General features: G+C 57.5%; 19 protein-coding genes. 10 read left to right on the forward strand and 9 right to left on the reverse strand.

Going from position 1 to position 22,012, the window contains the following annotated elements; all coding sequences use genetic code 11:
- Nucleotides 1-2: 2 nt before the first annotated feature.
- The 9 genes from HMPREF2888_RS10175 to HMPREF2888_RS10215 all read right to left on the reverse strand — a co-directional run bounded on the left by HMPREF2888_RS10175 (nucleotide 3) and on the right by HMPREF2888_RS10215 (nucleotide 11,079).
- On the reverse strand, nucleotides 3-1,403 hold the full coding sequence (locus tag HMPREF2888_RS10175; protein ID WP_070518735.1) for an ATP-binding cassette domain-containing protein: 1,401 nt from the start codon (nucleotides 1,401-1,403) through the stop codon (nucleotides 3-5).
- Nucleotides 1,400-2,203 carry an ABC transporter permease gene (locus HMPREF2888_RS10180; protein ID WP_061924007.1) on the reverse strand — a complete coding sequence of 268 codons (804 nt, stop codon included), beginning with the start codon at nucleotides 2,201-2,203 and terminating at the stop codon, nucleotides 1,400-1,402. Before HMPREF2888_RS10180 ends, HMPREF2888_RS10175 begins: the two co-directional genes overlap by 4 nt.
- Nucleotides 2,200-3,129, reverse strand: a complete 930-nt coding sequence (locus tag HMPREF2888_RS10185) for an ABC transporter permease (RefSeq protein WP_083296644.1) — start codon at nucleotides 3,127-3,129, stop codon at nucleotides 2,200-2,202. Before HMPREF2888_RS10185 ends, HMPREF2888_RS10180 begins: the two co-directional genes overlap by 4 nt.
- The gene (locus HMPREF2888_RS10190) at nucleotides 3,126-4,610 is read right to left on the reverse strand and encodes an ABC transporter substrate-binding protein (RefSeq protein WP_070518736.1); all 1,485 of its coding nucleotides are present in this window, start codon (nucleotides 4,608-4,610) and stop codon (nucleotides 3,126-3,128) included. Before HMPREF2888_RS10190 ends, HMPREF2888_RS10185 begins: the two co-directional genes overlap by 4 nt.
- A gap of 54 nt (nucleotides 4,611-4,664) precedes the next feature.
- Nucleotides 4,665-5,417, reverse strand: a complete 753-nt coding sequence (locus HMPREF2888_RS10195) for a GntR family transcriptional regulator (protein ID WP_061924001.1) — start codon at nucleotides 5,415-5,417, stop codon at nucleotides 4,665-4,667.
- A 131-nt stretch (nucleotides 5,418-5,548) separates the two neighbouring features.
- Nucleotides 5,549-6,541, reverse strand: a complete 993-nt coding sequence (locus tag HMPREF2888_RS10200) for an LLM class flavin-dependent oxidoreductase (protein ID WP_061925768.1) — start codon at nucleotides 6,539-6,541, stop codon at nucleotides 5,549-5,551.
- A 70-nt stretch (nucleotides 6,542-6,611) separates the two neighbouring features.
- On the reverse strand, nucleotides 6,612-7,961 hold the full coding sequence (brnQ, locus tag HMPREF2888_RS10205) for a branched-chain amino acid transport system II carrier protein (RefSeq protein WP_070455924.1): 1,350 nt from the start codon (nucleotides 7,959-7,961) through the stop codon (nucleotides 6,612-6,614).
- Between the two features lie 88 nt (nucleotides 7,962-8,049).
- The gene (locus tag HMPREF2888_RS10210; RefSeq protein ID WP_070455925.1) at nucleotides 8,050-9,165 is read right to left on the reverse strand and encodes a MalY/PatB family protein; all 1,116 of its coding nucleotides are present in this window, start codon (nucleotides 9,163-9,165) and stop codon (nucleotides 8,050-8,052) included.
- 42 nt (nucleotides 9,166-9,207) lie between these two features.
- Nucleotides 9,208-11,079, reverse strand: a complete 1,872-nt coding sequence (locus HMPREF2888_RS10215) for an ABC transporter ATP-binding protein (RefSeq protein WP_070518737.1) — start codon at nucleotides 11,077-11,079, stop codon at nucleotides 9,208-9,210.
- A gap of 148 nt (nucleotides 11,080-11,227) precedes the next feature.
- On the opposite strand from HMPREF2888_RS10215, the gene HMPREF2888_RS10220 reads away from it, so the two are divergent.
- The 10 genes from HMPREF2888_RS10220 (at nucleotide 11,228) to cas2e (ending at nucleotide 21,922) form a co-directional block, all read left to right on the forward strand.
- The gene (locus tag HMPREF2888_RS10220) at nucleotides 11,228-11,770 is read left to right on the forward strand and encodes a hypothetical protein (RefSeq protein ID WP_061925781.1); all 543 of its coding nucleotides are present in this window, start codon (nucleotides 11,228-11,230) and stop codon (nucleotides 11,768-11,770) included.
- Complete coding sequence (idi, locus tag HMPREF2888_RS10225) at nucleotides 11,767-12,303, forward strand: isopentenyl-diphosphate Delta-isomerase (RefSeq protein ID WP_070518738.1); 537 nt, start codon at nucleotides 11,767-11,769, stop codon at nucleotides 12,301-12,303. The genes HMPREF2888_RS10220 and idi overlap by 4 nt, the downstream gene beginning before the upstream one ends.
- Before the next feature lie 657 nt (nucleotides 12,304-12,960).
- Entirely contained in the window at nucleotides 12,961-15,720 is a 2,760-nt protein-coding gene (gene cas3, locus HMPREF2888_RS10230) for a CRISPR-associated helicase Cas3' (RefSeq protein WP_168163264.1), read from the forward strand.
- A 110-nt stretch (nucleotides 15,721-15,830) separates the two neighbouring features.
- Entirely contained in the window at nucleotides 15,831-17,519 is a 1,689-nt protein-coding gene (gene casA / locus HMPREF2888_RS10235; protein WP_070518739.1) for a type I-E CRISPR-associated protein Cse1/CasA, read from the forward strand.
- Nucleotides 17,512-18,120: a type I-E CRISPR-associated protein Cse2/CasB gene (casB, locus tag HMPREF2888_RS10240; RefSeq protein WP_062043648.1), complete on the forward strand. Its 609-nt coding sequence runs from the start codon at nucleotides 17,512-17,514 to the stop codon at nucleotides 18,118-18,120. Before casA ends, casB begins: the two co-directional genes overlap by 8 nt.
- A 19-nt stretch (nucleotides 18,121-18,139) precedes the next feature.
- Complete coding sequence (gene cas7e / locus HMPREF2888_RS10245; RefSeq protein ID WP_062043651.1) at nucleotides 18,140-19,285, forward strand: type I-E CRISPR-associated protein Cas7/Cse4/CasC; 1,146 nt, start codon at nucleotides 18,140-18,142, stop codon at nucleotides 19,283-19,285.
- A 2-nt stretch (nucleotides 19,286-19,287) separates the two neighbouring features.
- A complete protein-coding gene (gene cas5e / locus HMPREF2888_RS10250; RefSeq protein WP_062043654.1) occupies nucleotides 19,288-19,986 on the forward strand; it encodes a type I-E CRISPR-associated protein Cas5/CasD in 699 nt (232 codons plus the stop codon).
- Nucleotides 19,983-20,642 (forward strand): type I-E CRISPR-associated protein Cas6/Cse3/CasE, encoded by a 660-nt coding sequence (cas6e, locus tag HMPREF2888_RS10255; protein WP_070518740.1) that lies wholly within the window; start codon nucleotides 19,983-19,985, stop codon nucleotides 20,640-20,642. Before cas5e ends, cas6e begins: the two co-directional genes overlap by 4 nt.
- Before the next feature lie 12 nt (nucleotides 20,643-20,654).
- Nucleotides 20,655-21,593 (forward strand): type I-E CRISPR-associated endonuclease Cas1e, encoded by a 939-nt coding sequence (gene cas1e, locus HMPREF2888_RS10260; RefSeq protein ID WP_062043660.1) that lies wholly within the window; start codon nucleotides 20,655-20,657, stop codon nucleotides 21,591-21,593.
- Entirely contained in the window at nucleotides 21,590-21,922 is a 333-nt protein-coding gene (gene cas2e / locus HMPREF2888_RS12625; protein WP_082785848.1) for a type I-E CRISPR-associated endoribonuclease Cas2e, read from the forward strand. The genes cas1e and cas2e overlap by 4 nt, the downstream gene beginning before the upstream one ends.
- Nucleotides 21,923-22,012: the final 90 nt, after the last annotated feature.

Consider the following 22,012-nt stretch of genomic DNA (forward strand, 5'->3'; position numbering starts at 1 on the left):
CGTTACCCCTGCGCAGCCTTAAGAAGCGACTTGGTATACGGGTGCTGTGGGGCGGACCATACTCCGCGTTCGACCAGCTCACCATGGTGGATGACAGTCAGGCTAGAACACACTTGCTTGACCACACCCAGATCGTGCGAGATGAACACCAGCGTCAGGCCGTAGCTTTCAACGAGCTTTTCAAGCAGCTCGAGGACCTGGGCGCGCACGGAGACGTCGAGGGCGGAGACCGCTTCGTCGGCGAGGAGGATGTCCGGGTTGCCGATGACCGCGCGGGCAATCGAGATGCGCTGGCGCTGGCCGCCGGAGAACTCGTGGGGGAAGCGGTCCAAGGCATCCTCGTCGATGCCGACCTCCGCCAAGACCTTCGTAATCTCGGCACGCGTGACCGGTGTGGGCGAGCCCTCAGCCACGATCTTCCAGATCGGCATGCGCGGATTGAGGGAACCTTGCGGGTCCTGGAATACCATCTGCACGCGGCCTTCCACCTTCACGGACCCGGAGGTCGGCTGCTCAAGGCCGGTGATGAGCTTGAGCAACGTCGTCTTACCGGAGCCGGAGCTGCCGACGACGCCGATGCGCTCGCCCTTGCGTACTTCGAGGGAGACGTCGGAAAGCGCAGTAGTGGAGCCGTAAGCCTTGGTGACGTGGTCGAGGGAAATGACAACCTCGCCGAGCTTCGGCTCAGTGGCGGCCGGCTTGGACTGGGAGGCCGCGATGAGGTGCTTGGTGTACGGGTGCTGGGGGTTGTCCAGCGCCGCGCCGGATTCGACGATCTGGCCGTCCTGCATGACCAACGTCTCAGGGCACATGCGGCGGATGACGCGTAGGTCATGGCTGATGAATAGCAGCGCGGTGTTGTGGCGCTGGGTCAGTTCCATGATGAGGTCCAGGATGCCGTCTTGCGTGGTGGCATCGAGGGCCGTGGTGGGCTCGTCGCAGATGAGCAGCTTGGGGTTGCGGGCCATGGCCATGGCAATCATTACGCGCTGGCGCTGGCCACCAGACAGCTCGTGTGGGAAGCGCGAGGCAAGGGCCGGATCGAGGCCTACCTCGTTGAGCGCCTCAGCAGACGCGCCGGCGTAGCGCAGCTGCTTGCTCACGCGCATGAGCGGATCAAGCGCGCTCATCGGCTCCTGGAAGACCATCGCCATGTTGGCGCCGCGTAGCTTGCGCACCTGGCGGTCGCGTAGGCCCACGAGCTCGCGTCCGCCAAACTCGATGGAACCCTCAGCGTGGAGGTTCTTTGGCAGTAAGCCCATGATGGACAGCGCGGTCAGGGACTTGCCGGAGCCGGACTCACCGATGATGCCGAGGCTCTCGCCGGCATCCAAGGAAAAGTTCAAAGGGCCGACGAGCGTTTTATCGCCGTTATGGATGCGAAGGTCGGTGACGGTAATCATCGCTTGCCTCCTTTCAGGCGGGGATCGAGGATGTCGCGCAGGGCGTCGCCAAGCAGGTTAAAGCCCAGCACCGTGGCGGCGATGGCAAGGCCCGGCCAGAAGGCCTGCATGGGATGGCTGGCCAGCAGGGACTGGGAATCTTGCAGCATGCGGCCCCACGACGCGGTGGGCGGGGTGGTGCCGAGACCCAGGTAGGAAAGGCCGGCCTCGGCGAGGATCGCGAGTGCGAAGTAGACGGAGGACTGCACGATGATAAGCGGGGCGATGTTAGGCAGGATATGGCGCACCGCGATGGTGGGCGCTGGAACTTTGGACACGCGCGCCGAGGCGATGAAGTCCTGCGTGACCACCTGCAGGGTGCCAGAGCGTGCCACGCGGGCGAAGGAAGGGATTCCCGCGATGCCGATGGCGATCATGGCCGAAATCGTCGACGGACCCCATACCGCGCCGGCGATGATGGCCAGTAGCAAGGCAGGGAAAGCCAGCAGCAGATCGGAGCCACGCATGATGAGGGAGTCGAGGATGCTATTGCGGCGCATGCCCGCCACCACACCGAGCGGAACGCCGACGAGCGCGGCAATGCCGACGGCGATGACGCCCACGAAGAGCGTGATGCGTGCGCCGACCATCAGGCGCGAGGTGATGTCGCGACCAAAGCGATCGGTGCCGAGGAGATGCTCAGCGGAGCTGCCCGCCAGCAAATCGGGCGAGGCGATGTTCGGGGCATAAGGCGTCCAGAAAAGGGAGACCGCCGCGAGGAGGGCGGTGATACCGACGAGAACGAAACCCAACTTCTTCATCGCTTCTCCTTCAAACGCGGATCGATTACGCGGTAGGCCAAGTCGGTGGCCAAGTTGATGGCCAATGTGAAAAAGACCAACAGCATAACCAGGGTCTGCACGGTGGTGAGATCGCGGTTGGACACGGCGTCGAGAAGCATGCTGCCCAGGCCCGGAATGACGAAGACGGACTCGATGACCACCGCACCCACAATCAGCGTGGTCAGCTGCAGGCCCGTGACCGTGAGCACCGGCAGGGCCGCATTGCGCAGGCCGTGGCGGCGCAGCGCCTCCGCGTGGGATAGACCCAGCGCGCGGGCGGTGCGGATGTAATCCTGGTCCATCACATCCACGATGGAGGAGCGCACGTAGCGGGTGAGCATCGCACCCTGCACCAAGGCCAGGGAGATCACTGGCATGATGAGGCGGGCGATAAAGCCACCGAAGTCCTGGTCCGGCGGAATCCAGCCATTGGCCGGCAGCCAACCCAGCCGCACCGCGAAGAAGGCCACCATGATGATGCCCACGAGGAAGCTTGGGATCGCGATGCCAATCTGGGTCAGTGCCGAGACGAACGTGTTGCCCGTGCGCGCCAGCCACATGCCAATCGGCACGGCGCCGGCGAGGGCCAAGAGGATCGCCAGCCCCACCAAGATCAGCGAGACCTGCGCGCGGTCAACCACCAGCGGAGTGATGTCCTGTTGGGAGGCCAGGGAGGTGCCGAAGTTGCCGCTGAGCAGGCCGCCGACCCAATCGAAGTACTGCGTCAAAAGCGGGCGGTCGAGGCCCAAGGCGGTGGTCAGCTCGGCGACGGCGTCGTCAGTGGCGTTAACGCCCAGTGCCACGCGCGCCGGGTTGCCCGGGGCTGCGCGCATGAGCAGGAAGATGGCGATGGAGGCGGCGAACAAGGTCACCACGAACTTGGCGAGAGCCTTGAGATAGGTCACGGTGCCTCCTTGAGATCTGCCAGTTCGATGGCGTCGGTTACCTGGTTCGGGTTCAGGCCCTCGATGCCGTCGCGGTAGAGGACGATGTTGGGCATGTTCATCAGCGTCAGCGCACCGGCATCGGCCATGATTTGGTCCACGGCCTTTTCCATGCCCGCGGCGTATTTGCTCTCCGGGGCGGAATCCGCAGCGGAAAGCAGGTCGCGGGTCTTCTGCGAGTCATAGCCCAGGTAATAGTCCGGGTTGCCGAAGAGCGTCGGAATATCGCGCGGCTCCACGTGGGAGACCAGGGACATTTGGTAATCCTTCGCGCCCATGACTTGGCCCAACCAGACGGCGGGGAACTCGGCGGATTCGAGGGTGACGTCGAAGCCGACCTCAGTTAGCTGCGAGTATAAAAGCTCAGAGACGCGTTGGGCATAGGGCAGGGTCGGCGCGGTAATCGTGATGTGCGCGCCCTCGGCGCCGGCTTCTTGCAAAAGCTCTTTCGCGCGCTGCGGGGAGTAAGGGTAATAGTCCTTCTCGTTGAACCATGGGTCGGTAGGAGGTACGGGCGCGCCGCCGGTGTCCTTGGCCAGGCCGTCCCACAGAATCTGATTCGCGGCCTTGCGGTCGACGGCATAGGCCACGGCGCGGCGCACGCGTGGGTCGTCGAAAGGCGCGGCGTTGTTGTTCATGGAAAGCAGCACCTCGCCGTTGGTGGTGCCCACGGCGGTGCGGATTCCCTCGCCCAAGTTATCGAGCAGCTCTGGGGTCTGCATCGCCCAAACCACGTCGACGCCGCCGGACTTTAGGGAATTGACCGAAGAGATTGCATCGGGGAAGTACTGGATGGTCACCTGCTCTTTTGGCACCTTGCCCCAGTAATTCTGGTGCGGGCGCAGGGAGATGTATTCACCGGGCGCAAATCCGGCAAGCTCAAAGGGTCCCGTGCCCACAGGCTGGGTGGCTAAATCCATGGCGTTTGGCGTCATCATCGCACCGATTGCCGTGCCCATGGACCACAGCCAGCTATTCGAGTGTTTCTTCAGCTTTACCTGCAGCGTGTATTTGTCCAGCGCCTTGGCGCTTTCTACTACCTCCATCTGCTTGGAGATGCCGTTGGTCCACTTTTCCTTCACGTTGTTGATGGAATAAGCAGCGGTCTCGGCGGTGAATTCGTCGCCGTTGCTAAATTGCACACCATGGCGCAGGTGGAAGGTATAGGTGGTGTCTTTCGCATCCCAACTTTCGGCGAGGCCTGGCACAATCTCGTCGCCCTCGATGCGTACGAGGGTTTCGTAGACGTTGCTCATGAGTGCGGCGGGGATGGCAGCTCCACCGACGTTAGTGAAATCGAGAGAGGTAGCAGCGCCGGTTGCGGCAATGGTCAGCGAATCACTGGCGGTGGGTTTGACCGCCGTGTGTCCGGCTGAGCACGCGCTTAGCGACGCCCCGAGAACCAGCGCGCTCGCTGCACACGCTAGGTGTACTTTCTTCATGTAAGCAGGTTAAGCGTTTCGGCTCGGTTAAGCGAATGTCCCTCGGGTGGAGGGTTAGTCAGTAAGGATGACCTCGAGTGGGGAGGTGGTGCCGCGGACGTTGGTGATGCCGACCTTCATGCGATCCGCGCGCAGGAGATTGGTGGTGTACTCCACGGGGCGGCCAGCGTGATCGGAAAGCTCGATGTGGATGCGCCACAGCGGAGTGCCAGGCTCGCAGCTAAGGGCTGCTGCGTCCTCTTCGGAGGCGCAGGTAAGAGTCAGCTCGCGGTGCGCGTTATCGAATTCGACGCCTTGGGCCATCAGATGATTGTGGATGGAGCCGGAATCGGCATCGAAGTCCAAAATGTGCTTGCCCACGTGCAGCGGGAAATACATACGCTCGATGGCAACCGGCTCGCCGTCGATGCTGCGGATGCGGTGTACAAACACCACCTGTTCGTCCTCGCTGATGCGCAGGTAGCTTGCCGCCTCCTTGGGGGCAGGGCGGCGGGCGGTCCACAGGGTCTTTTGCCCAACGTTGTATCCGCGGCCGCTCAGCCAGTTGGTGATGGAGCAGATCGCGTCGAAGTTCTCCGCGGTGAAGCTGCCTAACACCACGGAGCGACGTCCGCGGCCGGAGCTTACTAAGCCTTCGGCGCGCAGGCTCGCAATAGCCTGGCGCACTGGGCCGCGGGAGGAGTTGAACTTCTCGCACAGTTCCGCCTCGCTGGGAAGAAAGTCACCCGCCTTGATGCTCTCGTCCTTAATGAGGCCGCGTAGATAGTCCGCGATCTTCTTGTGCTGCTGCACCCCGCGTGGTGGCATGCCTCCTCCTTACGTAGCGAAAATAGTGGAAGCCAAATAATGGAAATGCTAATCAAGTTAAATCGAGCGTCTTAATCGCTCGAGACTAGAATATGCACAAGTTTTTAGGGGGTGTTTGGTGGGGGGTATTTCTAGCCGAGTTCCCATGCATCCGCGAGCAGGTTCATGTTCTGCAGGAGGTTGTCATGACCGGTGGATTGCAGCGAGATCATCAGCTCGTCAGCTTGGGCTAGCTCCTGGAAGTCTGCGAGGTAGTCGCGCACGTGGTCGGTGGTGCCCACGGCGCTGTATTTCATCATGCCGAGAATCTGCGCGCCCTGGTGGGAGTTCTTGATCTGTTCGACTTGCTGATCCGTTAGATACTTGCCGCGGCCGGCGAAGGCCTTGACGCGGTTGAAGCACACTTTTTCATACTCGGCGTCGGCAGCCTCCTTGGTATCGGCGGCGGTGACGTTGACGCCTGCGATGACATAGGGCTCGCTGAGCGCCTCGGAGGGCTGGAAGTTATTGCGGTAATAGGCCGTGGCCTGGCGCAGGTGCGTGGGCGCGAAGTGGGAGGCGAAGGCATAGGGCAGGCCGTACTTGGCGGCCAGCGATGCTCCGAACATGGAAGAGCCCAAGATGTACAGCGGCACGTGGGTGTTTACGCCGGGAATGGCCTGCACGCCCGGGACCAAGGACTTGCCGGAGAAGTAGCCCTGCAGCTCTTTAACGTCTTCGGGGAAGCGCTCTGCTGCGTGGGCGTCGCGGCGCAGTGCGCGGCCCAGGGTGTGCATGTCTGTGCCAGGCGCGCGGCCCAGGCCGAGATCGATGCGGTTGGGGTAGAGCTCGGCCAGGGTGCCGAACTGCTCGGCCACGACGTAGGGGGCGTGGTTGGGTAGCATCACGCCGCCGGCGCCAAGACGGATGGTGTTGGTCTTGGCGCCGATGTGGGAGATGAGCACCGCGGGCGACGAGGAAGTGATCGTCGGCATGTTGTGGTGCTCGGTGTACCAGATGCGGGAGTAGCCAGCCTTCTCTGCAACTTGTGCAAGCTCGACGGAGCGAGCCATCGATTCTGCGGCGGTCTCGCCCTCGTAGATGGTGCAGAAGTCAAGCAGGGAAAGCTTTGCGCGGTTGGTCACTAATAGTCCTTAAGTTGCAGGTTGAAGTTGCAGGTTGGAAAGTGCTCTTATTTCCAACGCTACGCCCGGACTATTTATTTCGCTGTGCGAAGTCGATGCCCATGCCGATGAGGGCTGCAATCGCCGTCGGCGCGAACCAGCCCAGGCCCACGGCCTGGCCCGGTGAGATGTCCAACAGTTGCTGGATGCCTGCGAGCCAGCCCTGGCCCGCCAGGACGGACAGCGCAGACCAGATCACCGAGGTCCACAGTGCGAGCAGGAACGCCCAGCGGAAGCGCACGGCATTCTTGACCACTGGCTGCAGCAGCGTTAGTGCAATCAGGGTGATGGCCGGCGGGTACAGGAAGGTGATGAATGGAACTGCGATGGCCAGGACGGTCTCCAAGCCCTGGAAAGCAAAGGCGATGGACAGCAGGGTAAAGAGCACGGCCCAGAAATGGTAGGTGGTCTTTGGAACCAGCTGCACGAAGAACTCAGAGGTGGCGACGATAAGGCCGACCGCGGTGGTCATGCACGCCAGGATGACGATGGCGGAGAAGACTGCCTGGCCGATGTCGCCCATGGTGGAATTCGCGGCGTCGGCAAGCAGGGTGGCGCCGGATTCATAGCTCTGACCGTTCGGGATGGTCTGGCCGATCCAGCCCAGGCCGAGGTAGATGGCGGCCAGCAGGCCGCCGGCGATAACGGCTGCGGTGATGGTGCCGGAAACCACCGGCTTGCCTTCCTTGAAGCCCTTGGACTTCAGGGAGGTGACGATGACGATGGAAAAGGCCAAGCCAGCGATGGCGTCCATGGTGTTATAGCCTTCGAAAAGGCCGGTGACCATGGCGGAAGAAGTGTAGTCCTCCGAAGGGGTGGCCGGGACGCGTTCGGCGCCGAAGGAGGCCAGGGTGATCAGGACGAAGAGCAAGATGACCAGCGCAGGGGTCAGGAACTTGCCCAGGGTGTCGATGATGCTATTCGGCTTCCACGACAAGACGAGCGCCACGAGGAAGAAGATGATGTTGTAGGTGACGTTGGCGCCGAAGCCTTCCCAGCCGAACAGCGGGGTGATGGCGGTTTCCATGGAAACGGCACCGGTACGCGGCAGGGCGTAGAAAGCGCCGATGGCCAGGTAGGCCATGGCGGAGAATACGATGCCGAAGAACTTGCCGCCGTGGTTTCCGATGTCGCGCACGGATTGGCCGGAGATGGACACGGCGACGACCGCCAGGACCGGCAGTAATACGCCGGCTGCCAAAAAGCCCAGGATGGCCGGCCAGAAGTTGGTGCCGGAGGCTACGCCGACCATGGGTGGGAAGATAAGGTTGCCGGCGCCGAAGAACATCGAAAAGAGCATCAGCGAGGCCACCACGATGGTGGTGACGGAGCCGCCCTTTTTGCCGGTCGGAGTCGCAGGTGTTTGTGTTTGTGTTGTCATATCTTCCCTCTGGTTTCCCACTATTTGGGATAACTGTCTCATAACACGTTATACGGTGGAGGGAAGTCTGGCAAATTTCTAATTGCTATTAGAAAACCTTCTCCAAACGGTCTAGTGCTTCTTCCAAGATCTCGCGAGAAGTCGCGAAATTCAAACGAGCATGGTGGCTGCCGCCGGTGCCAAAGGTCTCGCCCTCGTTGAGGGCCACCTTGGCGTTCTCGCGCAGCCACTTCGCGGGCTGGGGGTTATCACCAATCGCGGTGTCCCGGAAATCGAGCCAAAGCAGGTAAGTTGCCTGCGGAACGGTGGTTTTCAGCCCCGGTATGTGCTTTGGCAGCTCCTCGACGAGCCAATCGCGGGTCTGCCGTAGATACTCAATCTCCTGGTTTAGGAACTCATAGTCGCGGTAGGCGGCCTCGGCGGCTAGCACGCCTAAAGTTCCGGTGCCGTCCTTGGCCACGCCGCTCAAGCTATTCCAGGTGGCAACGTCGCCGGCGTTAGAGAAAATGATCTGCGCGCACTTTAGCCCCGCAATATTCCACGCCTTGGACGTAGCGGTCACGGTGATGGTGCGCCTTGCGCCGGCCTCGCCCAAGGAAGCGACCGGAATGTGCTTGCCCTCGTAGACCAGAGGAGCGTGGATCTCGTCAGCGAGGATGCGCGCGTCATATTTCTCCGCCAGCGCCACCAACTTAGTGAGATAGTCTTCCTCAAAGACGGTGCCCAGTGGGTTGAAAGGATTGGCCAGCAAGATGGAGCCAGCACCCTGCTGGAAGGCGCGCTCGATGTCTGCAAGATCGAGGGTGGTCTCAATCTTTTCGCGGCCGGCGGCTTCTGGCAATTCCAAAAGCGGCGGGTAGGAAGGAACCGGAACCACCACTGGGGAATCGGGCCGCGTGAAGTAGTTCAGCGCCAAGAAAAGGCCCCGGACTACATCGCCGATCCAGAAAATCTGCCGCGGGTTGGGGCGCCAGCCGTAGCGCGTCCCATAAAAGTCAGCCACGGCGTCATTAAGCCCGGCCGACTTCGGCGAGGGGGTGTAGCCAAAGGCCTCGGCATCCACGGCGCGCTGGATTGCATCCTTGACCGCAGGAGAAGTTTCAAAATCGGACTCTGCAATCCACAGCGGCAGTACGTCATCGCCGTACACCGTCCACTTCCGGGTGCCGCGGGCTTGTAACTTTTCTAGTGATGGAAACTGCATAAGCCCCACACTAGCGCGGGGCAAAAGCAGGCAACAGGATTATTATTCTTCCGTCGCAGCGGCGGTGTTTTCGACGAATCCGTAGCGCTTCAAACGCTCACGGTCTGCACGCGAGCTGGACTGGGTAAGGCGCAGCAGCTCGGCGTAGATGCCGCCGGACTGGGACAACTGCGCCGGCGAACCAATCTCATCAATGCGGCCGTTATCCAGGGTGATGATGGTATCCACGTCGGCGATGGTGGACAGGCGGTGGGCGATGATCAGCGTGGTGCGATTCTTCATCAGCTCATCCAGGCCTGACTGCACGGCGCGCTCGGCCTTGGTATCCAGCGCGGAGGTGGCCTCGTCCAGGACCAAGATCGGCGCGTCTTTGAGCATCGCCCGCGCCACGGCAACGCGCTGCTTCTGTCCGCCCGAAAGCTTTAGGCCGCGCTCGCCAATGACGGTGTCGTAGCCCTGCGGGAAAGCCTCGATGAAGTCGTGAGCATTGGCGCGCTTGGCGACGTCGATTATCTCCTGCTCGCTCGCACCGGGCTTGCCGTAGGCGATGTTTTCGCGGATGGTGCCCGAGAACAGATAGGACTCCTGGAAGACCACGCCGACAGAGGCGCGCAGGCGCGCGGCCTTGAGCTCATCGACGTCGTGGCCCAGCACGCTAAGGCGGCCCGCGGTGGGGTGGTAGAGGCCGAGCAGCAGATTGACCAGCGTGGACTTGCCGCCGCCAGATTCGCCGACCAAAGCCACCTTGTGGCCTTCCTCGGCAGCAAAGGTGATGTTTTCGACCACGGGCTTGTCTTCTTCATAGGAAAAGGACACGTCCTGGAAAGCAAAGACCGGCTTGCCCGGCGTCGGCTCCAAAGGCTGAACCGGATTGAGGTCAAGCACCGGGGCGTCGGAAGCCGTGGTGGCCTCGATGAGGCCCTTGTTCGCCGTCGGCTCGAAGTTTTCCTCCATGACCTTGAAATAGTCCTTGGAACCGGCGATGGCGCGCTGGGCCGTGTCCACAATCCAGCTCATCATGAACACCGGCTGCTTGGCCAGGTTGACCAGCTGCAAGATCATGACCATATCGCCGATGCTGAAATGGCCATGGAGGGTGCGCCAGAACACGATGGCGTAGATGCCCAAGAAGATGAGGGACATGGCCACGCCGCGCAGGGTATCCATGGAGTGCCACCAGCGCGACTGCGGCTTGGTGGTATCGACGATGCGGCGGTAGAGCTTGCCGAAGCTATCGAGCTCGCGCACCTCCGCCACGAAGGACTTGGTCACTTTAACCTGGCCGATGACCTCAGCAAAGCGGCCATTGGCCTGGTCCACATCGGCATTCTTTTTCCCCTCGTATTTTTGCCAGCGCGTCGAGGTCATGGCGGTAAGCCACATGTACAGCGGAAACAGCAGCGTGAGCAGGATGGCCAGCGGCCAGTAGTAAATGCCCATGATGACCAACACCGCGATGGCCTGAATCAGCATGGTGAAGAAGTTGTTGGAGAAGGACTGCACAAACTGCGTGATATTGGAGATTGAGCGATCCAGCCGGGCGATGATGGTGCCGGTGACCTGATTGTCGTAGTAGGCCTGCGGCACGGAAAGCAGCTTGGCAAAGTAGCGAGTGGACAGGATCTGACGCAGGCGCGCCACCATGACGTCGCCGATATAGCCGCCGACGTTTTTAATCAGGTTGCCCAGGGCGTCGGCAGCAAACAATGCGATGACCAGCCACATGACGGTGCGCAGGGCGCTTTCGGCCGGGGTGTTGCCCTGCAAGGACTCAACGATGGCGTCGGTTGCCTCGCGGACCAAGAAGGGCGAGATGAGCGAGAGCACCGCGGTCACCGTGGCGGTGGCAAGCACTCCCAAATAAAAAGGCCACAGCGCAGAAGCACTGCGAGTAATGCGCAAGATGGAGTTCATAAAGCTAGCTAGCGCCTCTCAATTCTGAGGTAGGGGTGAGAAAGATTCGAGAAGGAACAGTATGCCACCTGTACGGCAATAAACACTGACTAGGTTAAGGTATTAAAGAAAAGTTTTGATCCGTCCCAAAAGCAAAAAGGAATTCGCGGTGAATAGGTCTCTGAAGTTGATTGCTGCTGTGGCAGCAATCGGTACCCTTGCCTCCGGTTGTGCCATCCTGCAGCCAGAGGAAACCGGATTGGGCGAAGACATCGTGGTTTCTAGCTCGGAAGAGCCGCCTTATGAGCCCAAAGATGTAGACAACAAGGAGATCTCCTCCGACTTGGGCGCCAAGGTCAAAGACGATGGCCTGAACGTCGAGTGGGATCTGCAGGGCGTATATAGCGACTCCGTGCAGGGATCCGTGGTGACCATCAAGCTGCACAACCTCAATGACCAGGCCCTGCCTGTTGATGCTTTCGAGGAGCCCGTCCTCGAGCGCGCTGACGGCAATGGCGGTTGGTCCAAGATTGAGCTTTTGCCTTATGACCCAGAGGCCAACGCCGACGTAGCCGCGCCGGGCCTGGACCTGCCTCTGGGCGCGGGTGCTTCGACGAACCTGCAGTACCGCTTCAACGTCACCCCGGGCAACCTCTGGAATGCCCGCTTTAGCATCGGCAATGTCACCTACGTGGGAGACCTCAACCTATGACAGAACTCGTAGTCCTCGCCGGCCCCGACGGACTACCTGCCGGAACAGCTGATAAAGCGGCCGTTCACACCACGGATACCCCGCTGCACTTCGCGTTTTCTGCGTGGGTTATAGCAGGCGGCAAGGTGCTTGTGACCCGCCGCGCGCTGGCAAAGCAGACCTGGCCTGGCGTATGGACCAATTCTTTTTGTGGCCATCCAGCGCCGGGGGAGGACAACGTCTCGGCGGTGCTGCGTCGGGCGCACTTCGAGCTGGGCATCCACGCGGAGGCGGACCAGGTGCGCGAGGTTCTACCAGACTTTTCTTATCGGGCCGTTGATTCCTCCGGCATCGTCGAGCATGAGATCTGCCCGGTCTTCGTCTTGGAGCTCCCGGAGGATGTGCAGCTGCACCCGAATCCTGATGAGGTGGATTCCTTCGCGTGGGCAGCACCCGCCGCGCTTATCGACGCCGCGGTTGCCACTCCGTTTGCCTTCAGCCCCTGGATGGTTGAGGAAATTGCAGAGGCCCCGCTGCGCGAGGCGCTGGCTTAGCCGAAAGGGATATAAGGGATAATCCGGCTGTCCTTAGAGGCTGACCTATCTCGACTATTTCGGCTTCGACTGTTGTGGGCTGATCTTTGATCCGGGGCTGGTGTAAACGCAGACACCCCGCTTTCCGGGGGCTTATGGAATCTAGGTCCTTCATAGCAGCGACAGTATAAGCTGCGTAGTTTGGGGCTTTCCCTCACCTTGCCTATTTCGTGGTTAGTGAATGCTCTCACATGCCAATCCGTATATGGCGTGAGCTTTACTCAAAAGCGAGACAGAGACTTACTCTAAGCTTTCCCAGAGCACGACCACGGCGTTTGAGTTGACTCTTCGTGGGCAAGTGGAACTCGGCATTGCTTAAGGAAGACGTTTGGGCGAGGTAGGTTCATTGCGTTAGCAACTGTTATGGAACTTGTGTGCGACTCCCCGACTCGCGTGTCATAGTTTCCGTTTAAATTGAGGGTATGGGTGAAATGAAAAACCCGCTTGCGCGGGTAAGAAGTTGCCGCCAAGTTATCAACTCAAGGCTTACTTGGCTCATCCCGACAACTGCGGGAGTCATTGCAACATGCACATCGTACCGCCGCTCTGCAGTAGACATAAATTTGAAAGTTTTTAATAGTAACCCTTGAGTTGCTGATCTGGAGTATGTTGATTGTTATGGTAGATGGAAGCTTTCTCGGTCCAGCATCACTAGCGTGGGCTAAACCTGGGGATGAGACGGGTTATTTGTCGGTGTGGCAGCACCTTGTAGATACTCGGGATGTTGCTTCACTTTTGTGGGACACGTTTGTTGCGGATTCAATTAAGCAATCATTGGCTACATCAGAAAGGCTTGAGGTTTCTGAAGTCCGAGGATTGGCTGTGTTCTTGGCAGGGATCCATGATGTCGGCAAAATCACCAGAAGTTTTCAGCGCAAGATACCGCCTGGGGCCAACGCAGAGATGATCCTTGGGAGTCTCGAAGACGTTGGATTAGATCTGGAATTTGGGCTCGAGGAAGTCGGCGCTTACTTCCCTCACGGTTTGGCCTCATCGGTGATTCTTTATGACTGGCTTTTGAAACAGGGAATGTGGGGGCCAGTTGCGGAAACTATTGCGAGTGTCGTTGAGTCGCACCACGGAATTCCTGCCAGAACAGCGGATTACGACAGGGCTCGCGCAATTCTTCGTGAGTACCCAGAGAACTGGTTGTCAGTTCAAGCTGCTGTTATTGAAGCAATGGCCGATGCCACTGAGGTGAAGCCGGTCATAGGAAAGATTCAATCAGAGCTGTTTGTACCTACGATCCAACTGATTACAGGACTGGTCATTGCTGCTGACTGGTGTGCGTCAAATGAACGGGCCTTTCCGTATGTTTTCGATTGTGAACAAGAGCAACGAGTTCAGGATGGGCTGGCGTCGATTGGGTTTGCTGGCTTGTGGAGCGCTTCTAAGACAATGAAACCTGGCGTTGCGGAGTACTTTGCTGCGGCCTTTGGTTGGCCTGATGAGTGGGATCCGCGGCCCATTCAACAGCGGGCTTTTGCCCAGGCCCGCGGATCCGAGGGGGCTTCACTGCACATTATTGAAGCGTCCACTGGTAGCGGTAAAACGGAGGCGGCTTTAGCTGCAGCACATGCGTACGCAGAAAGGCATGGTTGCCATGGGGTAGTTTTCGCTGCGCCGACGATGGCTACAGCGAATGGCCTCTTCAACAGGGTGATTCAGTGGGCGCAGAATGTTGTTCCCATAGGTGATACGACTGCGGCCTACCTTGCGCATTCGATGAATAGCTTGGTTAAGGAGTATCAGAGACTGCGAGTTAAAGGAGTCAGCTCCGATACTTCGGGTAATGGGAGCGTCACCGCGATGGAATGGTTCGCTTCTCCCAAGAAGGGGCTGCTCTCTAACTTCGCTGTGTCGACAGTAGACCAAGTTTTGATGATGGCACTGCAATCCCGCCACAACATGCTTCGCCACCTTGGGCTTGCCGGAAAAGTCGTCATTATTGACGAGGTCCATGCATATGATTCTTTTACGAGTGCGTATTTAGAGTCGACCTTGAAATGGCTCGCTTGGTATGAAGTACCGGTCATCTTGTTGTCGGCGACTTTGCCGGTAGATAAGAAGGAAAGTCTGGTGCAAGCCTATCGTTCAGTTCTGGGCGAAGAGGACTGGGAGTCGGTAAGCGATGGGTATCCGCTACTTACGATTGCGGATGCAAATGGAGTCCGTGAGGAATCACTCGATATCGGCCTTAATGAGATTCACGCGGATGTGTCCGTGATTGGAGACACTGATCGTGAGCTCTTAACGTTGTGCGAGGAGCTACTCACTGATGGGGGTTGCGCGCTTGTCGTGTGCAATACCGTCCGACGAGCGCAGAATTCCTATTCGATGCTGGCAACAAAGTTCCCAGACGAGGTTGAACTGCATCATGCAGCTTTCATTGCGCACGAGCGCGCGGTGAAGGAGGGTAAAATGCTTCAACAACTTGGACCAGAGGCTAGGCGCGGGAGATCCCGCCCGCATCGACGTATTTATGTTGCTACCCAGGTGGTCGAGCAATCTTTGGATATTGACGTCGACGTCATGATTTCTGACATGGCACCTATCGATCTGCTCGTTCAACGCGCTGGCCGTCTGCACCGCCACCAGCGGCCACTGGAAGATCGGCCCGAAAAACTGCGTCGCGCCCGCCTCTTAATACGAGGAGCAGAGGGATGGGATGAGGTGCCCGTTTTCGACTCTGGCACGGCCGCTATTTATGACCCTGCAGTACTTCTAGCTTCTGCTGCTGCGGTTTCACGGAAGTGGCTGAGTGAGGGGTATCGGCGCCCAGAGGACATTGCTGGCATAGTCCGCGGTACTTACGCAACGGTCGCTGGTCCAGAGTCACCAGTGGCGGACTGGCAGCCTGCGTGGGACGAGGCGAGAGAAGAAAGCCGCAAGCGACAAACCTTGGCAATCAATCGATCAGAGACGTTCCGTTATCCGGATCCCGACGTAGGCAATTATCGTGCACTTTTTGCACGTTACTTTGAGTCTAAGGGGTCAGCTGTGGATAAGGAAGAAGCAGCTATTGCTCAAGTTAGAGACGCTGATCCGACCATCGAAGTTATTCCTATCGAGACGGGGGACTTCGGTTATCGCCCATGGGGAACAGAAAGTGAGTACGTGCTCGATGACGAGAGTCCGGAGTTTTCATTGGCTCGACATCTCGCCGGCGCTACCGTTCGACTCCCCACCCGGATGAGCAAGTACGAATCTGTATTCGACCGAGTAATCGACCAACTTGAGAAAGAGACCCCTGTTGGGTGGGCAGACAGCTTTCTCCTTAAGAGCAGAGTTGCACTGCGGCTGGATTCTACTGGGGAGGCAAACATTGCTGGTTTCGATGTGATGTATTCGCCGGAACTGGGCTTGGAAGTGAAATAGGATCGTGAGTCGAGACAACTTTATTAAGGCCAACTGGAGAACCCGAGGCCCGCCCTGAAAATCGTGATTCAGGCCCTAAATAAATTTCTATCGCTCTTTAAGGAGGAAAGATGTCACGCGAAGACAGTGATGTGTTCTCATTACTCGATGAACCGTGGATTGCGGCTGTCGGCAGTCATGGAGAACCGCTCTTGGTGAGTATTAGACAGATATTCGATGGCACACACGACATTGCGAAGCTGCGTGGGGACTCGCCAGCGCAGGATTACGCGGTCCTCCGCGTTTTGCTTGCGATATTTTGGCGGGCACATTCAGTGGCCAAGCCTGCGGGAAAAACTAAATTCTCTATGGCTGAGTGGTTTGTCAAGGCGAGGGCTGATGCTCTTGAAGGTGCAGCTGACATTAAGGTGCTTTCGTACTTGGACGGTTATGCAAGCCGGTTCAACCTTTTCGATTCCGACCATCCCTTCATGCAGGTCGCTGACCTTCACACAGAGAAGGGGTCAGTTTCTCCCATAAACCGAATCATTCCCGAAGCAGAAGATGAGTTCTTCACGATGCGGGCCGGTAAACCGCTTGAGACGCTCAGTTTCGGAGAGGCTGCGCGCTGGCTTGTGTATGTTCATGCATACGACTATTCGGGAATCAAATCTGGTGCGGTTGGCGACTCTAGGGTTAAGGGCGGAAAAGGATACCCAATCGGCACTGGGTGGACCGGAATGACCGGTGGAACCTACTTGATAGGTGCAAATTTGCGCGAGACTCTGGCGCTGAACACCACTGAGTCGTGCCTACGTACACCAAATGACAAACCAGTGTGGGAACGCGAGCCCGACACCGCGGCTGAGCGCAATGGAGGAGCTATTCACATTGGTGGTCCAGCAGACTTAGCAACGTGGCAAACTAGGCGAGTTCGGCTTCATCGTGAGAACAATGAGGTTGGTGCGGTTCTTGTGAGCAACGGTGACCGTATCCCCGATGCCGGCGTTAACGCATTCGGAGATCCGATGACACCCTACCGCTACAGTAAGAACCAGTCGAAGAAGGATTTTGTTGCCTTCTATCCGCGTCCATACGATGCGGGAAGAACTATGTGGCGTTCTCTTGAACCGCTCATTGCGATGGAGTCCGATGCACCATACCTTCGGAGTACTTCTTCAGCAGGGAAGGGAGCGCAAGCCCCGAAACGCCCGGAAATTCTGGATCAGCTCGCATACTACTGGCGGACAGATGTTCTTCCTCCATCCGTAGCACACGTGGGCATGGTCACCGTGGAATATGGTGCCCAGTCGTCATCGGTGGCGGCGAGTGTCACCGCCCGCACCACGTTGAACTTCCCGGTTCTGGAAAATGACGCTATTCGGCGCGCAGTCCTAAACGCAGCTGATGTCACTCTTAATACAGCTATTGCGCTTGGACAGTTTGGCGGAAACTTACTTGTTGCCGCAGGCGGTACCTACGAGTTTCAAGCTGAACCCGTGGATGCAGCTCTCGCGCAATTGGAGCCTGCTTTCAATCGGTGGGTAGCGGGATGGAGTGATAGCCCTGAGCCCAAGGAATACGCAATCGAATGGCAGCAACAGGTGCGGTCTTTCATGCTCTCTCGTGGAGAAGCCATGCTGCAAGCTGCAGGACCGAGAGCGATGATAGGTCGACCCCTTCTCAGCTCGACGACTGAGAAACCGCAAATTGTCACTGCAGCGTCCTACTTTTCATTGTTTGGCCGGAGTCTCGGTAATTCATTGCCGCTCTTGTCGGAAGAATCGAAAAAGAAAGAAATGGTAAACACGAATGACTGATCAGCTTAGGCGGTCTCGCTTGTCTTTGGCGGTGAGCAATGCCGCAGATCGTTTACAGAATGCGTACCTACAGCGCGGAGAGAAGCCTGGTAACGAAGCCGCAGCAAAGAGCACACTATCAGAGATGCGTCGGTATGCTGGCCGGAGTCCGGAAAAGGCACCTCTGGCATTCCAACGGGTCATGAACCTCATGTATCCTGCGCTGCTCGACGAAGAACCTGGCTTATTTGTAACTCGCGAAGAGGAAGCGGCATTTTATGCATTGACGCTTTTCGCATCGCACATGCAATCTGCTACCCAGCCGGTACATGTAGAGGGATGTAGTTTCGCACGAGCGTGTGGATTGATGTACACCCAGAGTGAATCCGAGTCATTGAAGCCTCGTTTCGACGCTATCTTAACCGCAGCTGGCTACGAGTCGCAGCTGTATCACGCACGTTCCCTGGTGAGTATTCTTCGTTCAAAGAATATTGGCTTTGACTATGGAGCATTCGCTCAGGATTTGAAGACGTTGCGCAATCCGAAGTTCCGAAATTCCGTTCTCCTTCGATGGGGACGAGATTTTGCCACGGCCCCATTCACTAAAAAGACCGAAAAATAATCAAGAAAGGTTCAATATCATGTCCCTAACTGTTGACGTCCATGTCCTTCAAACCATCCCACCAAGCCTCATCAACCGTGATGATATGGGCGCACCAAAGTCCGCACGTTATGGTGGTGTTCAGCGCCAACGCGTCTCGTCGCAAGCATGGAAGCGTGCCGTCCGCCAGGATTTCGCCAAGCGTTTCCCCGCAGAGGTGATGGGTAAGCGCACCCGTCTCGTGGGAGAACTCATCTGCAAGCGAATCTTCGAAATCACCGAGGAGGCAGGAGAGAAGTGGGAAACCCAACGTGCGATTGATGGGGTAAAGAACCTCTTTACTGGTGCCAAGCTGAAGCTCAAGGATGCTAAGCACAAGAACGACGAGACCGAAGAGGACGCGAAAATCGCGTACCCAGAGCTCGGTTACTTGTTGTTCCTGGGCAACCATCAGATTGATCGTGCTGCTCGCGCCATCATCGATAAAGATGGGGAGAAGTTTAAGAAAAATGAAGCTCAGGCAGTTCTTGACACTGAGCACTCCATTGACATCGCAATGTTTGGTCGTATGGTGGCTGATGACGCTGCTTTCAACGTCGACGCTTCCGTCCAGGTCGCGCACGCATTGGGTATTCACGAGACTGAGCCGGAATTCGACTACTTCACGGCAGTCGATGACGCCACTGCTGACAATGAAGAGACAGGTGCAGGCATGATCGGCACTGTACAAATGATGTCTTCAACTCTTTATCGCTTCGCATCGGTCGACTTTGAATCCCTTGCTTCCAACCTCAATAACGTGAAAACTGCGGTCGACTCTGCGGCGGCATTCGTGGATTCCTTCGTCAAATCCCTTCCAACAGGTAAGCAGAACACTTTTGCACACAACACGCTCCCTGAGCTTGTTTATGTCACGATTAGTGACGATCGTTCGGTGTCGTTGGTCAATGCTTTTGAGGAGCCTGTCGAAGCGGGTGCTGCGGGGCGCAGCAAGCTTGGTGCGGAAAAGCTCGCCCAAGAAGCTATCGAAACTCAGCGAATGTATGGACTCAAGCCAACTGCCCAGTTCGTCGCTGGAATTCGCGGACTTGACGGGTATTTCACCGAATTTGCGGACTCAGTCACTATTCCTGAGCTTGAAGAGCGGGTGGCAGATGTTCTCAACTACCTCATCTCGGAGAAATAGAAATGACTAGCACCTTGCTACTACTTCTTAAAGGTCCCATGCAATCATGGGGCGATGATTCCCGCTATAAACAGCGCAAAACGGGACAGGTGCCGACCAAATCAGGGGTGATCGGTATGCTCGCTGCAGCTCTAGGCCGCCGACGAGTCGATCCGATTGAAGACCTTGCGGGATTGAGTTTCGGAGTGCGAGTGGACCAACCTGGTACCTTGCTAAAGGATTTCCAGACCGCGCTACCGGAGGGCGCATCTAACGCGCAGCTGGTGACCCGCTACTTTCTTAGTGATGCCGTGTTCGTTGCTGCTGTGGAGTCCGAGGAACGAGCCCTCTTAGAGAACATTGAATCAGCTCTGCGACGTCCCCGCTTCCCGTTGTTCCTTGGTCGCCGATCGTGTCCCGCGCCAGCTGATCTAGTCCTAGGGATCCGCGATAGTGATTTGGTCACAGCTCTGCAAGGCGAAGAATGGCACGCCTCCAAAAGTCATCGGCAAGCCAGAGCGAGAAACGTTGTATTACCGATACACCGCGACGCAAGAAAAGGGGAGAGAGGAATAGCATGCCGCGATGTTCCGATTTCTTTTGCACAAGAGCACCGGCAGTATGCGTGGCGTGAAGTTGTGCAGGACGAGACAGGCGCTCCGTTTGAGAATCCTCTCGCTACTAAGTCTGATCCATTTTTTGAAGCGGTGATTCGCGCATGAGTACGTTAACGAAGTTGTACCTCAATCCCTTGAAGCGTGGCGCCGCAAAGTTGTTGGCGAACCCACAAGCGATGCACGCGGCCGTCCGTGGAGCATTTCCACCAGATATCGACGAATCACAGTCGCGGGTGCTGTGGCGCGTGGACCACAGGGAACATGAGCATGTTCTTTATATTGTCGGGCCTGAAAAACCGGATACCCAGCACATCGTTGAGCAGGCTGGCTGGGACACCCGGCCCGCGCAATCGGCGGACTATTCGAGGTTTTTGGAACAGATTGTCAATGGGCAAAAATGGGCTTTTGAATTGGTGGGAAATCCCGTTGAGTCAATCACTATTCCAGGGAAATCGAGGGGAAAGGTTGTTCCACACGTCACGGCTGCTCAGCAATGCGAGTGGTTATTGAAAAAGTCGGTGGCAGCAGGCTTTTCCATCACAGTCGATGAGAACGAGGAGCCTATGCTTTCTGTGGTTGAACGTAATAACCTGCGGTTTTCAAAGGGAGATGGTGCTAAACGCGTTTCTATCCGCACCGCGCGGTTCCGTGGGCAACTCGTAGTCACCAATGCCAAAGCCTTGAATCAGTCGCTCCAGCAAGGAATCGGACGTGCAAGGGCGTATGGTTGTGGCCTTTTAACGCTAGCTCCGGCAGAGTAGGAAAGTCTGCAAATGGAACCGCAAAAGGTACCTGTTGATCGGCAAGAACTGACGCGCGTGAGTGAGAGGATTTCATTTCTCTATGCTGAGCGTGCCGTGGTCAACCGGGATAACAATGCACTGACCATTTCGGATCAGAATGGCACGGTACATGTTCCAGCAACCACGCTTGCTGCGTTGTTGCTAGGACCGGGGACTAAAGTGACATACGCTGCAATGGCTTTGCTGGGCGATACTGGCGTATCTGTTGTGTGGGTGGGAGAAAAGGGCGTGCGTTACTATGCCCACGGACGCCCTCCTGCCAAGACTTCGCGTTTCGCTGAAGCACAGGCTCGAATTGTTACCAACCAACGGGCCCGTTTGGACTGCGCTCGAGAAATGTATTCCATGCGCTTCCCCGACGAAGACGTGAGCGGATTAACTATGGCGCAACTACGTGGGCGTGAAGGCGCACGTGTCAAAGCGATTTATCGTAAGTATGCAGATCTCTATGGAGTTTATTGGGATCGGCGGCGTTACGACCCGAATGATTTTGCTGGTGGTGATCTTGTTAATCAGGCACTCACCGCGGCGAATGCTGCGTTGTACGGCGTGTCTCAAGCGGTGATTACGGCCTTAGGTTTTGTCCCTGCACTGGGTGTGGTTCATAACGGCACGGACCGTGCTTTTGTGTATGACATCGCTGATCTCTATAAAGCGGAGGTTTCGATCCCAGCTGCCTTCGCAGCAGCCTCTGAGCCAAAGAACGATATTAGCGGACAGGTTCGCCGACTAGTTCGGGATGCAATCATTGAAAAACGGCTATTGCCACGGATCGTAAAGGACCTCTATCGACTAATGGGAATGGACAATGGTACCGAGTCAATCGATGTAGAGCTGCTTTTGTGGAACGAACTTGAAAATATTGCGGCTGGTACTAATTGGTCAGACTTTGATCGGAGTTCTCCATGATGGCGCTCGTCGTTACTGCATGTCCCGCCGGCCTCCGCGGTGACCTTACTAAGTGGTTACTTGAGATTTCACCTGGGGTGTTTGTCGGTCGTCCATCAGGGCGCATTCGTGATCTGTTGTGGGAACGTTGCGTAAGTTTGTGTAAAGATGGCCGCGCTATCTTGGTCTTTAGCTCCGATAATGAGCAGGGGTTGGATTTTCGCGTTCATCGCCATGAGTGGGAGCCTGTGGATTTCGATGGTGTCACCCTCATGCGAAGAACCACTGCACCATCAAAAGCTCAACGCCGCACCGGCTGGAGTGCTGCCCGAAATGCTCGCCGACACTGACCGTTACACCATAAGTCGGATCTGCTAGCCTTGTTTCGGCTCTTCCACGCTGGTCAGTAAGTGTCCGCCCCGCGTAAGCGGGGATGAGCC

This window comes from Corynebacterium sp. HMSC077D03 (assembly GCF_001808545.1).
GTDB classification, from domain to species: domain Bacteria; phylum Actinomycetota; class Actinomycetes; order Mycobacteriales; family Mycobacteriaceae; genus Corynebacterium; species Corynebacterium simulans.